This window comes from Dyella sp. CR10 (assembly GCF_055814425.1).
In genome coordinates, this window is record NZ_CP185986.1 from 1106347 (window position 1) to 1119588 (window position 13242).

General features: G+C 69.0%; 15 protein-coding genes. 8 read left to right on the forward strand and 7 right to left on the reverse strand.

Features of this window, described 5'->3' with window-relative positions; translation table 11 throughout:
- The first annotated feature begins 70 nt into the window (after positions 1-70).
- Positions 71-748, forward strand: coding sequence for a deoxyribonuclease V (gene nfi, locus ACNR9O_RS05155; RefSeq protein WP_473682335.1), 678 nt, complete (start codon positions 71-73; stop codon positions 746-748).
- 19 nt (positions 749-767) lie between these two features.
- Here the strand turns inward: nfi and ACNR9O_RS05160 are convergent, their stop codons facing one another.
- Both ACNR9O_RS05160 and ACNR9O_RS05165 read right to left on the reverse strand, forming a co-directional pair.
- The gene (locus ACNR9O_RS05160) at positions 768-1493 is read right to left on the reverse strand and encodes a glutathione S-transferase family protein (RefSeq protein WP_473682334.1); all 726 of its coding nucleotides are present in this window, start codon (positions 1491-1493) and stop codon (positions 768-770) included.
- Positions 1494-1564: 71 nt separating this feature from the next.
- Positions 1565-2503: a cupin domain-containing protein gene (locus ACNR9O_RS05165; RefSeq protein WP_473682333.1), complete on the reverse strand. Its 939-nt coding sequence runs from the start codon at positions 2501-2503 to the stop codon at positions 1565-1567.
- Between the two features lie 123 nt (positions 2504-2626).
- Here ACNR9O_RS05165 and ACNR9O_RS05170 point away from each other — a divergent pair, with 123 nt between their 5' ends.
- Both ACNR9O_RS05170 and ACNR9O_RS05175 read left to right on the forward strand, forming a co-directional pair.
- Complete coding sequence (locus ACNR9O_RS05170; RefSeq protein ID WP_473682332.1) at positions 2627-2968, forward strand: carboxymuconolactone decarboxylase family protein; 342 nt, start codon at positions 2627-2629, stop codon at positions 2966-2968.
- Positions 2969-3040: 72 nt separating this feature from the next.
- On the forward strand, positions 3041-4018 hold the full coding sequence (locus ACNR9O_RS05175) for an SLAC1 family transporter (protein WP_473682331.1): 978 nt from the start codon (positions 3041-3043) through the stop codon (positions 4016-4018).
- A 4-nt stretch (positions 4019-4022) separates the two neighbouring features.
- On the opposite strand, the gene ACNR9O_RS05180 is transcribed toward ACNR9O_RS05175, so the two are convergent.
- Entirely contained in the window at positions 4023-4349 is a 327-nt protein-coding gene (locus ACNR9O_RS05180; RefSeq protein WP_473682330.1) for a hypothetical protein, read from the reverse strand.
- A gap of 172 nt (positions 4350-4521) precedes the next feature.
- Here ACNR9O_RS05180 and ACNR9O_RS05185 point away from each other — a divergent pair, with 172 nt between their 5' ends.
- Positions 4522-5622, forward strand: coding sequence for a class I SAM-dependent methyltransferase (locus ACNR9O_RS05185; protein ID WP_473700707.1), 1101 nt, complete (start codon positions 4522-4524; stop codon positions 5620-5622).
- Positions 5619-6320 (forward strand): pseudouridine synthase, encoded by a 702-nt coding sequence (locus tag ACNR9O_RS05190; protein ID WP_473682328.1) that lies wholly within the window; start codon positions 5619-5621, stop codon positions 6318-6320. Before ACNR9O_RS05185 ends, ACNR9O_RS05190 begins: the two co-directional genes overlap by 4 nt.
- A gap of 1 nt (position 6321) precedes the next feature.
- On the opposite strand, the gene ACNR9O_RS05195 is transcribed toward ACNR9O_RS05190, so the two are convergent.
- Complete coding sequence (locus ACNR9O_RS05195) at positions 6322-6534, reverse strand: hypothetical protein (RefSeq protein WP_473682327.1); 213 nt, start codon at positions 6532-6534, stop codon at positions 6322-6324.
- A 219-nt stretch (positions 6535-6753) separates the two neighbouring features.
- Here ACNR9O_RS05195 and ACNR9O_RS05200 point away from each other — a divergent pair, with 219 nt between their 5' ends.
- Together ACNR9O_RS05200 and ACNR9O_RS05205 are read left to right on the forward strand one after the other, a co-directional pair.
- Positions 6754-8310, forward strand: coding sequence for a protein adenylyltransferase SelO (locus tag ACNR9O_RS05200; RefSeq protein ID WP_473700745.1), 1557 nt, complete (start codon positions 6754-6756; stop codon positions 8308-8310).
- Positions 8311-8436: 126 nt separating this feature from the next.
- On the forward strand, positions 8437-9429 hold the full coding sequence (locus tag ACNR9O_RS05205; protein ID WP_473682325.1) for an alpha/beta hydrolase: 993 nt from the start codon (positions 8437-8439) through the stop codon (positions 9427-9429).
- Here ACNR9O_RS05205 and trxC read toward each other — a convergent pair.
- Positions 9407-9844 (reverse strand): thioredoxin TrxC, encoded by a 438-nt coding sequence (gene trxC, locus ACNR9O_RS05210; RefSeq protein ID WP_473682324.1) that lies wholly within the window; start codon positions 9842-9844, stop codon positions 9407-9409. The two genes, ACNR9O_RS05205 and trxC, sit on opposite strands and share 23 nt — an antisense overlap.
- A 78-nt stretch (positions 9845-9922) precedes the next feature.
- Here trxC and ACNR9O_RS05215 point away from each other — a divergent pair, with 78 nt between their 5' ends.
- Positions 9923-10384 (forward strand): hypothetical protein, encoded by a 462-nt coding sequence (locus ACNR9O_RS05215; RefSeq protein WP_473682323.1) that lies wholly within the window; start codon positions 9923-9925, stop codon positions 10382-10384.
- On the opposite strand, the gene ACNR9O_RS05220 is transcribed toward ACNR9O_RS05215, so the two are convergent.
- Entirely contained in the window at positions 10356-11777 is a 1422-nt protein-coding gene (locus ACNR9O_RS05220) for a hypothetical protein (protein WP_473682322.1), read from the reverse strand. The two genes, ACNR9O_RS05215 and ACNR9O_RS05220, sit on opposite strands and share 29 nt — an antisense overlap.
- Positions 11774-13174 carry a glycosyltransferase family 2 protein gene (locus ACNR9O_RS05225; protein ID WP_473682321.1) on the reverse strand — a complete coding sequence of 467 codons (1401 nt, stop codon included), beginning with the start codon at positions 13172-13174 and terminating at the stop codon, positions 11774-11776. The genes ACNR9O_RS05220 and ACNR9O_RS05225 overlap by 4 nt, the downstream gene beginning before the upstream one ends.
- Positions 13175-13242: the final 68 nt, after the last annotated feature.

A 13242-nucleotide genomic window follows, 5' to 3' on the forward strand; every position in this document is an offset into this window, starting at 1 on the left:
CCGTGCAGGGTCAATCAATACGCAGCCGGTTTTGACGGCGCGTTCAGTCGCCTGCCGCCACCCTTGCCCGATGGACTGGACGACGATCAACGATGCCGTGCCCGCGTGGGACGGCGACGTGGCCAAGGCCCGCGAGCTGCAGACCGAATGGGCCCGGCGCGTGAGCCTGGTGGAAGACTTCCCCGAACCGGAACGCATTGCCGGCGTGGACGTGGGTTTCGAGGAGCAGGGCGCGATCACGCGCGCCGCGGCCGTGCTGCTGGACGCGCACACGCTGCAGCCGCTCGCCGAGGTGGTGGCACGCTTGCCCACGCGCATGCCCTACATCCCTGGCCTGCTGTCGTTTCGCGAGCTGCCGGCGGTGCTGGAAGCGCTGGCGGCCTTGCCCGAACGTCCCGGGCTGGTCTTCGTCGACGGGCAGGGCATCGCGCATCCGCGCGGGCTGGGCATCGCCTCGCATCTGGGCGTGATCACCGGATTGCCGACCATCGGCGTGGCCAAGACCATCCTGGTCGGCACGCACGGCGCGCTGGGCGAAGAGCGCGGCGCACACGTGCCGCTGCTCTATCGCGGCCGCACGATCGGCACGGTGTTGCGCAGCAAGGAGCGCGTGCGGCCGCTGATCGTCTCGCCGGGGCATCGGGTGAGCATCGAAGGCGCAGCGCGGCGCGTGCTGGCCGGCTGCACCCGCTACCGCTTGCCGGAGGCCACGCGGCTGGCCGATCGCCTGGCTTCGCGCCGCGCCTGACCGCGTGGTGCGGATCGCATCACGCGTGCCAGGGATGCTCCGGGAAATACCGCGCCATCATGCGCGAGGCATACGCGACGAGGTTCGCGTGTCCCTCCGCCGTTTCGCGCAGAGGCGATTCGAAGAACGGCGTGAGCACGCCGGCGAGCATCGCCGACGCGGTGGCATCGGTGGCGCTGGGGCGATCGCCGAACAGGTACTCGCGATCGCCCAGCCATGCCGATGTGGCGTCCAGGCTGCGCCGGCCGAGGTCGAGGATCTCATCAGGGGCGTGGCGTCCCAGGCCATGCATGCGCAGGGTTTCCGCCACGCGTGCCTGCATCTCGGCACGCAGCTGCGGACGCAACGCTTCCGGCGCATGGTCGACGTTGTGCGCGGGGCCTTTGGCGAAGTTGTCCAGGTCCATCCAGCGGTAATAGATCAGCGCCCAATAAAGGTGATCTTCCAGCAGGCGCTCCAGCGTCCAGGCCTGCGCGCGCTGCTGCGCGGACAGCCCGGCGTCGAGGTCGATGCCATCGCGGCGTTCGAGATAGGTGCGGATCAGCGTCGAATCGCCCATGCGCGTGCCGGCGTCCTCGATATAGGGGAACTTGCCTTTGGGCGCTTCTTCGCGACTGCCGGTGCGCTTTTCGTAGGGAATGCCGGCCATCTTCAGCTGGGTTTCGGCCTTGTGCACGAAGGGGCTCTTGTCGGGCAGGCCGAAACCGGCGCCGGCGCCGAACAGGACGATAGATGCGTACTGCATAGGGTTGCCTGGGTGGGAAGAATGGCGCGCAGCTTGCGCGGGGCCTGCTGCCAGCGTGTTGTCAGCAGCGCTCAGCCGGCATCCGTCGTCGTGCCGGCGGCGTGCTCGCGGCGGAAGCGCGCCGGCGTGGTGCCCATGTAGTGGCGGAATGCCTTGCCGAAGGCGGCTTCCGACTGGTAGCCCACGTCCTGGCCGATGTCGCCTGTGCGGCGGCGCGAATGCAGCAGCAGGTCGCCGGCGATCTGCATGCGCAGGCGCGCGAGGCATTCGCCCGGCGTCATGCCGGCGCGTTCGCCGAAGTGGCGGGCGAAGCTGGCGCGTGACATCGCCGCGATGCGGCCCAGTTCTTCCAGGGTCCAGGCGCGTGCCGGCTCGGCCAGCATCGCGCGCACCGCGGCGCCGAGCCGTGCGTCGGCCAGCAGCGGCAGCAGGCCGGCATGCCGCGCATCGCCTTCGGCGTGCGCGCGCAGCGCCAGGGCGAACAGCGCCTGGGTCAGCGCGGTGATCACCGCCAGCGCGCCGGGTTGCTGCCGTCCGGCTTCGGCACGCAAGAGCGCGACCAGGACGCGCAGCGTCTCCATGCCGGCGGCATCGCGCAGCGACACCTTCAGCACGGAAGGCAGCGCCGACAGCAGCAGGCTCGCCGAGGCAGGCGCATAAAGGAAGCGTCCGCACAGGAGGTCCAGCTCGGGCGTGCCGTCGGTATTGCGGCGCACCGGCAGCAGGCCGTCGTGGTCGAGGCGCAGCGGCGCGCGCTGGGCGGCGCCGTGGCAGTCGCGGACCCGGTGCTCCGCGCCACGCGGGAAGATGGCCAGGTCGCCGGTTGCCAGCGACAGCGGCTTGGCGCCTTCCGCTTCGATCACGCAGCCGCCGTCGAGCACCAGGTGGAACCACGCCTCGCCTGGCCGCGCCGGTGCATGGTCGACGGCGAAGCCGCCGGCGAACTGGCAGCGCAGGTCGAGCTGACCCTGCAGACGCGCGAGCTGGATCAGACGGCTTAGGGCATCCATGGTGGGCTCTGAGACGATCGCGCCAGAAACGGAGTCGCACGAGTATTCAGCGTGACGGCGGGCGGCGCAACACTGGTCCTCACGGCGGGCGAGGTGCCTGCCGCTCTTGATTGGAGAATCGTCATGCTCGACTGGGTGGAATACCGCAAAGAACTGCTGGGCCGCATCGGTGAAGTCGGCAAGCTGAGCCCCGGCACGCTGGCCGGCTACCAGACGCTTTCCAGCGCCGGCGCCAAGACCGGCCATCTCGATGCCAAGACGCGCGAGCTCATTGCGCTGGCCGTGGCGGTGACCACGCGCTGCGATGGCTGTATCACCGTGCACTCGGCCGCGGCGTTGAAGGAGGGCGCGAGCCACGAGGAAATCGCCGAAGCGCTCGGTGTAGCCGTAGCTTTGAACGCTGGTGCCGCGCTGGTCTATTCGGCGCGCGTGATGGACGCGGTGAGCGCGCACGAAGCCGCCTGATGCGCGAGCGGCCGGAAACGAGCGTTCCGGCCGCTCGCCCGCGCGGCGAACGAAACCCAGGGAGAACGAACGATGCGTTGGAACGACGGCGGCGCCACGGCGCCATGGCCGGTGGCCTTGTTCGCCAGCGTGATGGGCCTTGCCGGCCTGGCGTTGGCGTGGCGGCTGGCGGGGCAGGGAACGGTGCTGAGCTTGGTGGGCGATGCATTCGCCGCATTGGCCTGGATGTTGTTCGCGTTGCTGTGTGCCGTGCAATGGCGGCGTCTTCGCCGCGACCGCGCCGCCTGGCTGGCCGAGTTGCGGCAGCCGGCGGGCGCGCCGTTCGCCGGCACGTTCTGGATCAGCCTGTTGTTGCTGCCGATGCTGCTGCCGACGTATGCCGTATTACCTGCGCGCGTGCTGTGGCTGTTCGGCGCGGGCGGCATGGTGGTGTTCGTGTGGCGTATCTGTCGGAGCTGGCTGGCCGAACGGCAGGTCATGCGGCACGTCAACGCTGCTTGGCTGATTCCCGCCGTGGGCCTGTTGGACATACCGCTGGCGTTTCCCGCGCTCGGCTGGCCGGCATGGCGCGAGGTCATGGTGATTGCGCTGGCCGGAGGATGGCTGCTGGCGGCGATGCTGTTCGTGCTGGTCAGTGCGCGGCTGTTGTTCCATCCAGCCTGGCCGCCCGCGCTGCGGCCGTCGCTGCTGATCCTGTCGGCGCCATTCGCCGTGGGATTTTCCGCGTATGTCGCTTTAGCCGGCGCGGTGGACGCGTTCGCTCGCGCGCTGTTCCATCTCGATGTCCTGCTGCTCGCGCTGCTGCTTCCGCGCACCGTGTCGTGGTTGCGTGGTCAGCCGTTCCTGCTGTCGTGGTGGGCGCTGGGCTTTCCGCTGGCCGCCAGCGCGGTGGCGGCGCAGCGCTACGCGAAGGCGATGCCTTCGGTGTGGGCCGAGTGGCTGGCGCTGGCGTTGCTGCTCGTTGCCAGCGGCACGATCGCCGCGCTGGCCTGGCGCAGCCTGCGCGGTCTGTTGCGCGGCGAAACGATGCTGCCCATGCCGGCGCGCTGAGCGATCAGCGCGTGGCCGAGGGTTCGCGTTGCGGGCGGTAGCTGCCGGCGAGGCTGGCGCCGCCGCGGCAGAAATAGGCGAGCGAGAAGCGGTCGTCTTCCTGCTCGCTGAGCACGTCGAGATTGCCGTCGGCCGCGCGGCGGATGGTGAGCACGGCGCCGCTCTTCCAGTTCTGCAACGAGGCGAGCAGGCGATCGCCGACCGCCAGCGCGGGGCCGGTGAAGGCGCAATGGCCGGGCGCATCGCCATGGATCTCCAGCCAGTAGCCACCGTCGCGTCGCGAGATGTCCAGGCGCTGGCCGTCCTGGACGTAGCTGCCTTCGAACGACATGGGCGGCGTCGGCGTGGTGGCGACAGGCGCCGGCGAAGGGCTGCAGCCGGCAAGTGCGCCGCCGAGCGCGAGCATCAGAAGGCGAGGCAGGGAGAGCGATGCGCACCGCATGGCGGCGACATTAGCGCAGGCGCCGGGTCAACGGCGTGCCATGCGGAGCAGAGCGCGTAAAATGCCCCGGTTTCCCTTTCGACAAGGCTCGCCGGTGAGTGTCGCCGCCTCGTCCTCCGCGCAAGCCGCGCTGGAGGCCCTGTTCGTTCCCGTCGCCAGCGGCCAGCTCGCTTTGCCGCCGGATGGACGCGTGCTGTTTCTCCATGCGCGCGACGGCTTCAGTCTGCGCGAGATGGCGCGGCCCGGCTGGATCTGCGAGCAGAGCTTCAAGCCATTCGCCGAGATGCTGGAACGCAGCGGCCTGCGCGTAGCGGAACCGGCACAGGACGAACGTTTTCCGCTGGTATTAGTGCTGCCTCCGCGCCAGCGCGATGAGGCGCGCGCGCTGTTCGCCCGCGCGGTGCGCCATGCGATGCCCGGCGGCGTCGTACTGGCCTGCATGCCCAATACGGACGGTGCGCGTTCGGGTGAGGCGGACCTGGCGCGGCTCGCCGGCAGCGTGGCGCAGGCGTCCAAGCACAAATGCCGCGTGTTCTGGACCGCGCCGCTGGATCAGCGCGTGGACGAGGCGCTGCTGCAGGCATGGCTCGCACTGGATGCGCCGCGCATCAACGCAGCCGGATACTGGAGCCGCCCCGGGCTGTTCGCCTGGGATCGCGTGGATGCGGCTTCGGCATTGCTTGCCGCGCATCTGCCTGACGACCTGCATGGGCGCGTGGCCGATCTCGGCGCCGGTTACGGTTATCTCTCCGCGCAGGTGCTGGCCCGCTGTCCGCAGGTAACGGCGATCGATCTTTACGAAGCGGATGCGCGCGCACTGGAACCAGCGCGGTTGAACATGGCAGCCGCGCAGCGCGAAGCGGGACGAGCCGTCGACGTGCGCGTGCGCTGGCATGACGTCGCCGCCGGTTTGCCGGAGCGCTACGACGCGATCGTCAGCAATCCGCCATTCCATCTGCAGAGCCGCGAGGACCTGCCCGAACTCGGCCGCGCCTTCATCGACGCGGCCGCCTCGGCGCTGCGGCCGCACGGACGCCTGTGGCTGGTCGCCAATCGTCACCTGCCGTACGAGGCCACGCTGGCCGCGCGGTTCGGCGAGGTGCGCCCGGTGATCGCGCAAGATGGATTCAAAGTGATCGAGGCACGGAGCGTACGCGCATGAAACTGGTCAAGCTGATCGCCAACCTCGGCTACGGCAGCCGCAAGGACGTGGCGTGGATGTTCCGCGAAGGCCGCATCACCGACGCGCAGGGCGAGGTGCTGTACGCCGACGACAAAGTGCCGCCCGAGCAGATCCGCCTTGATGGCGAGCCGCTGGATCCGGCGCCGGGCATCGTACTGATGATGCACAAGCCGCTGGGCTACACCTGTTCGCGCAAGGATCCGGGGCGCGTCGTCTATGACCTGCTGCCGCCGCGTTTCCGCATGCGCGATCCGGCGCTGTCCACGGTGGGGCGGCTGGACCGCGATACCTCGGGGCTGCTGCTGTTCACCGACGATGGCGCGCTGCTGCACCGGATCATTTCGCCGCGCGCGCAGGTGGCCAAGGTGTACGAGGCGGAGCTGGCGAGCGACCTGCGCGGCGACGAAGGCGAACTGTTCGCCAGTGGCCGCATGCTGCTGGAGTCGGAGGACGAACCGCTGGAGCCCGCGCAGCTGGAGGTACTCGGGCCGCGTCGCGCGCGGCTGGCGGTGACGGAAGGGCGCTACCACCAGGTGCGACGCATGTTCGCGGCGGTGGGCAATCACGTGGAGACGTTGCACCGCCGGTCGGTCGGCGGCCTCGCCCTCGGCGAGGATCTCGCGCCCGGCGCGTGGCGCCTGCTGGCGCCGGACGAGGTGGCGGCGATTTTTCGCTAGCTCAGGACTCGATCGTCGAGAACAGCTGCTGCTGGCGCGCCCGCGCCAGCTCGTCCTCGCGGCGCGAGCGTGCGCCCGGCTGCCAGGAAACCAGGTGGAAGTCCGAGTGCTGCTTGCGCTCGGTTTTCGCGTCCAGGCCCGCTTTCGCGGCAAGCATCCCTGCGATTCGCTGTATCCCGCGCCCGAAGGCGGAGTCAGCCAATGGCATGTGCATGTGGTTCGCTCCGAGGCTGCCCCTGCGCAGCCATGAATGCATAGTAAACAGGTTTATCGGGTTTGTGTGTGAAATGTGAAATTCGTTGGGTTCGGCCTGTTCGATCGAGCCCGGTCGGGGCTTGCAACGTTCATACCGCTGCGATTACGGCGCCTTGCTTTGCCGCCCAGTCGCCGCGATATGGAGTGAGCGCAGCCGCGCGTGTCCGTCGCCATCGCCATGCAAAAACTCCGTTTCGACAATGCCTTCGTGCGCGAACTTCCGGCCGATCCGGAGCAGGGTGCCGCAGTGCGTCAAGTGGCCGCGGCCTACTCGCGGGTGGAACCGACGCCGGTGAAGGCGCCCCGCCTAGTCGCCTGGTCGCCGGAGGTGGCTGCCGCACTGGGGCTGGATGAGACGGATCTGGTCAGGCCGCAGTTCGTCCAGGTGTTCGGCGGCAATGCGCTGATGCCGGGCATGGAGCCGTGGGCGGCCAACTACGGCGGCCACCAGTTCGGCGTGTGGGCGGGGCAGCTCGGCGACGGGCGCGCGATCTCGCTGGGCGAGTTGGCCGACGATGCCGGGCGGCGCTTCGAACTGCAGCTCAAGGGTGCCGGCCCCACGCCGTACTCGCGCGGTGCCGACGGCCGCGCGGTGCTGCGTTCGTCGATCCGCGAATTCCTGTGCAGCGAGGCGATGCATCACCTGGGCGTGCCGACCACGCGCGCGCTGAGCCTGGTACTCACGGGTGACCACGTCGTGCGCGACATGTTCTACGACGGTCACCCGCGCGAAGAGCCCGGCGCGATCGTGTGCCGTGTGGCGCCATCGTTCATCCGCTTCGGCAACTTCGAGTTGCCTGCATCGCGCGGCGACGTGACGCTGCTGCGGCAGCTGGTCGACTTCACCATTCGTCGCGATTTCCCCGAACTGCAAGGCGAGGGCGAGGCGCTGTATACCGAATGGTTCGGGCAGGTGTGCGAACGCACCGCGCTGATGGCGGCGCACTGGATGCGCGTGGGCTTCGTGCACGGCGTGATGAATACCGACAACATGTCCATCCTCGGTCTGACCATCGACTACGGCCCGTATGGCTGGATCGACGATTTCGATCCGGACTGGACGCCCAACACCACCGATGCGGGCCGCCGCCGCTACCGCTTCGGCCAGCAGCCCGGCATCGCCTGGTGGAACCTCAGCCGCCTCGCCGGTGCGCTGTCGCCGCTGTTCGCCGGCGCAGAGCCGCTGCAGGCCGGACTGGACCGCTATGCGGCCGCCTTCGCCGCGGCGGACCGTCGCTTCGTCGCCGCGAAGCTCGGCCTGGCCGAATGCCGCGACGAGGACGTCGAGCTGATGAAGTCGCTGCAAGCGTTGCTGCAGGAAGGTGAGGTCGATATGACGCTGTTCTTCCGTGCGCTGTCCGACGTCGATCCGTACGCGCCGACGCTGGAACCGCTGCGGCACGCTTTCTACGACGAGGCGAAAGCCTGGCGCACCGAGGCGGGCTTCCAGGCCTGGCTGGCGCGCTATACCGCGCGGCTGGTCGAAGATCCGCTGATGCACGACGCGCGGCGCGCGCTGATGCATAGCGTCAATCCGCGCTACGTGCTGCGCAACTATCTTGCGCAGGAAGCGATCGATCGTGCGGAGCAGGGCGACTATGCCGGCATCCATGAACTGCTGGACGTGATGCGCCATCCCTACGATGAGCAGCCGGGGCGTGAGCGCTTCGCGCAGAAGCGGCCGGACTGGGCGAGGACGAAGGCGGGCTGTTCGATGCTTTCGTGCAGTTCGTGATGGCCGAGCGTGCGGTTTCCGGCGTGCATCGCTAACGCGTTTTCGACGGCGTCGTTTCGGTATCCGGCGAAACGATGCCTCGCCGCGGCGTGCAGCATGGGGTGAGGTTTCCCATGAGTACGCTACATGTCGCTTCTGTTTGCCATCGGCCTGGCGGCCGTGTCGTCATCGCATACCTCTTTCCTGTCGGCGGGCGCGGACGGTCAGCGCGTGGCGCTGCACTGCATCGAGCCGGACGTGCCCGCGCGACACGCCGCGTTGTTCGTGCATGGCGCCAGTTTTCCTACCAGCCTGGCAGCCGGGTTCGAGTTCGCGCCCGGCGATTCGTGGCTGGCCTTCATGGCGCGTCGCGGCTTCCTGGCCTGCGGCCTTGATTTCCTCGGCTTCGGCGACTCGAGCCGGCCACCGGCGCTGGCCGGTCCGGCCGATGCGTCGAAGCCGGCGACGGATGCGCTGGAAGCGGCACGGGAGATCGGTCTGGCCATGGACGAACTGCACGGCCGACGCGGCCTTGCCGTGCATCTGATCGCGCATTCCTGGGGCACGATTCCCGCGGCGGCTTATGCCGCGGAGCACCCGGATGCGCTGGCCTCGCTCACCTTGTTCGGTCCGGTGGTGCCGACCGGCGCAACCGCCACGGAGGTCGCACCGGCGTGGTGGGGCATCACCGCACAGGAGCGCTACCGCCAGTTGCGTTTCGAGGACGTGCTGCCGCAAGGCACGCAACTGCTGGAGCCGGCCGTCGCACGCCACTGGGCGGCGGCGTTCGATGCCTCCGTGCCCCATGTGCGCGGCGATGCGCCAGGACTGCTGCGCATCCCCGGCGGTCCGCTGGCCGATATCGCCGAGGTGCAGCGCGGGCGCTATCCCTACGATCCGTCACGCATCGCCGTGCCGGTGTTCGCGGTGTACGGCGACTACGACAATGTCGTGAACGACGCGCAGGCCGCCGCCTTCATGGCGCGTTTCAGCGGCAGCCCGCTCGCATGGCGGCTGCGCATCGATCACGGCACGCACGTGATGCATCTGGAGCGGTATCGGTTTTCGCTTTATCACAGCATCGCCGCATTCATCGATGCGGCCGAGGACGTGCCGATCAGCGCAGCGCGTTCTCGATGAACTGCCTCAGCTGAGCCGGCGGCAGCGCGCCGGCCTGCCGCGCGATTTCGCGGCCGCCGCGCAGCAGCATCAGCGTGGGAATGCTGCGGATGCCGTAGCGCTGCGCCAGCGCCTGTTGCGCATCGGTGTCCACCTTGGCGAAGCGCAGGCGCGGCTCCCACTGCCGCGCGGCTTCGGCGAACACCGGCGCGAACGAGCGGCAGGGGCCGCACCAGGTCGCCCAGAAATCGACGATCACCGGGAGATCGCCGCGCAACGCGACGGCGTCGAAGCGCGCGGTGTCCAGTTCCATCGGATGACCCTCGAATAAGGCCTGCTTGCAGCGTCCGCAGACGGGATGCTCGCCGAGGCGATCGGCGGGTACGCGATTGAGTGCGCCGCAATGCGGGCAGGGGACATTCGCGGTGGCGGACATGGCAGACTCCAGCGGTCTGGAAGACGAATGCACGGGAAGATGGTGATGGCCGCGCGGGAAACAAGACACAAGCCGTCCATGACGCTGCGGCTGCTGCGCCTGGCCGGAGCGCTATGGACCTCGCCCAATACCGTGATCGGCCTGCTGCCGGGCCTGTGCTGCCTGCCGTTCGGTGCGCGCATGCAGTGGCGCGGCGCGGATCTGGCACTGACCTTCGTGCGCATGCCGTGGCGTGGCGCGGGCGGCGCGATCACCTTCGGCAATGTGATCCTCTGCACCGGCGACGAGCTGGATACGCTGTGCCACACCTACGCGCATCGCGCCGGCCATGGCGCGGAACCGCTGGTATCGCTGGCTGCTCACGAACGCGCCCATGTGTACCAGTACATGCTGCTGGGGCCGCTGTTCCTGCCGCTGTATGCGCTGGGCGGTGGCGTCAGTGCGCGCAATCCGTTCGAACGCGCCGCCGACCGCTATGCGCGCGACGGCGGCGCCGCGTGGTGGCCGTGGATCAAAGCGGGTAGCGCACCACCAGGTTGATGCTGTTGTTCCAGTAGCCGGAGCCGCCATTGCTGGCCGATGCCGCGGAGCTGCGCGCCAGTTGCAGATCGAGGCGGCCATTGCCGGGCAGACGGCCCTGCAGCGAGATGCCCACGGTGTAGACGCCCGCGCCGGCGCCATCGATCACCTGGCGCCCGCCGGATACCAGCGCGCGCAGCTTCCACTCCGGGTTGACGCTGTATACGCCGATCAGGCCGAACTGTCCCGAGCGGTAGTTGCGCGGATTGAAGTACACACCGTGGCTGGGCTGGTCGCTGTGGAAGATGCGGCCCGAGAACTCCGCACCGACCGCCGCGCTGGTGCCGGGGATGTCATACGGGCTCAGCAGTACGCGCAGCGCGCCGCCGTCGCGGTGATTGCCGTCGCTGAAGTTCTGCCGGTAGTAGGTCGGCAGCACATACAGGCGCGCGGCCGGCCGCAGGCTGACGCCCGCGCTGAACAGGTTGTAGATCAGGTGGTGATCGATCGCCGTATCGGTCGGCACCGGAGCGCGCTCGGCGCCGGCGGTGAAGCTGAAGCGATCGCCCGGCTGGATCGTCCAGTCGGCATTGCCTTGCAGGTAGTGCCAGCGGCCGGCGCGGCCGGGACCGATATGCAGGTTGATCGCGTTGTCTTCGCCCAGGCGCAGCTGGCCGGTCAGCGAGAGATCGTCGAGGCGGCGCGAATGACCGTCATGGTCGATGTGCGTCGTACCGGCGGCGACGCCCCAGCGTTGCGACCAGTCGTCGTTGCCCGTCGGGGCGAAGCGATAGGCCGCGCCCAGGCGCCAGGTATCGAGCCCGTCGCTGTCGTGGCTGAAGCCGAGACCGCCTTCGAGCTGCGGTGCGCGATTGAACGCGACGTCGTCCTTGAGCAGGCGGTACTGCGTGGCCAGGTAGCCGCTGCCGTCCGGCGCAGGCGCGGCATCCGCGTAGCGTTCGCCGCGATCCAGCCAGCCCAAGGCCTGCTCGGCGCGCAACAGCTCCACCGTGGGGCGGGTCTGGCTCATCGCGTACGGCGCGACCAGGGCATGTGCTTCGCGGGGAAAATCGCGCGCATTCAGCGCCTGGGCCAGGCCGGTGGACGCGGCCTGTCGTGCCGCGTCATCGGCGGCGCTCGTGCGTGCGATGCGGAAGGCGCGATCGGCGGCGGCATAGTCGCCCAGCCACAGCGCGGCCTGACCCAGGCCCATCGCGGCGGCGTAGCGTTCGTCAGCCGGGGCGTCACCGGCGGCGGCCAGCGCCGCGGCGAAGTGGTCGCGCGCCTGCGCCGGCTGGTTCGCGGCGAGCGCCGCGCGGCCGGCGCGGATGTCGTCCGCCACCGGAGCGGCCTGCGCATGCAGGACGCTGACGGGAGCGAGCAGCAATGCCATGACTGCCCAGCGCGTGTTCATTTGGTCCCCCAGCGCTTGCGCATCTTCAGCAGCTCGGCGGCATAGCCGAGCACGCAGCCCGGCTGCAGTACGATGCCGTAGAACAGCGTATAGACCAGCAGCCCCAGCGGGTTGTGACGCACCTTCAGTCCCTGCGCGCGGAACATGCGCGACTGGATGAAGAACATGATGTAGTTGACCAGTCCGGCCATCGGCAGCACCAGCAGCGTCATCGGCCCGGCCAGCCAGTAGATGCCGAAACAGGCCAGGATCAGCCCGGGAATGAAGACCAGCGTGTAGACCAGGTCCATGTAGGGGAACAGGAGGTTCCACCAGATGAAGAGCGTGCTCATGCGGCGCTGGAACAGCAGCGCGCCGTGTGTCTTGAACGCCTCGATCAGTCCGCGCGACCAGCGCTGGCGCTGGCGGATGAACTGGCGGAAGGTGGTCGGCGCGTTGGTGAAGGTGACCGCGTCCTCGCAGTAGCCGACGCGATGGCCCAGGCGCAGGATCGCCCAGGTCAGCACGATGTCCTCGCCCACGCACTCGGGCCAGCCGCCGACCTGGCGCAGGATGTCGGTGCGGTACAGCGAGAACGCGCCCTGCGCCACCAGCGTGCCCTGGAACAGGCTCTGCAGGCGCTTCACCGCGGCGATGCCATGGAAGTAATCCCACTCCTGCATGCGCGTGATCAGGTTCTGGCGCGAATTGCGCACCAGTACCGCGCCGGCCACCGCGGCGGTGTTCGGCGGATCGCTGAGGTAGCGCTCGACCAGGCGGCGCAGCGCATGGCGGTAGAGATACGAATCGGCGTCCAGCGTGATGGTCAGCGGCTGAGTGGCGTGGCGCAGGCCGACGTTGAGCGCGTTGGCCTTGCCGCCATTGCACTTCAGGTCGATCACGTGCAGCCAGGGGTAGGACACGCTGCGCAGCTTGTCCATGGTGCCGTCGGTGGAGCCGTCGTTGATGACGATCACTTCCAGCGTGCCGCCGTAGTACTGGCGGTCGATGCTGGCGAGGGTGGAGAGGATCGAATCTTCTTCGTTGTAGGCGGCGACCAGTACGGTGACGCCCGGCAGCTCGGCGTCGGACACGTAACGGCGCACCGGGCGGCGATCGAACAGCAGGCCGGCGACCAGGAACGCATTCATGAAGCCGGGCAGGATGGCGATGCCGAAGATCATGACCATCGCCAGCACGTTGCCTTCCACCGCGGCCAGATCGTGCAGCCAGCGGCGCGCCAGCGTGTAGGAGAGCACCGACCAGGTCAGCGCGAGCACCACGGTGAGCACGAACTTCACGCGTACCGACAGGTAGTAGCGGCGGTGCTGCTCGCTGTCGACCGGCGTCGCGGGCGCAGGCGCGACCGGCGGCAGCGGCGCAGGGTATTTGGACCAGTCTTGGGCGTGCGTGCTCATGGCGGCTTCCGTGTTGGGCGCCGGCCGGCACGAGGATCCCTGCCCCTGCCGGTGAGTGCCGGAGTGGA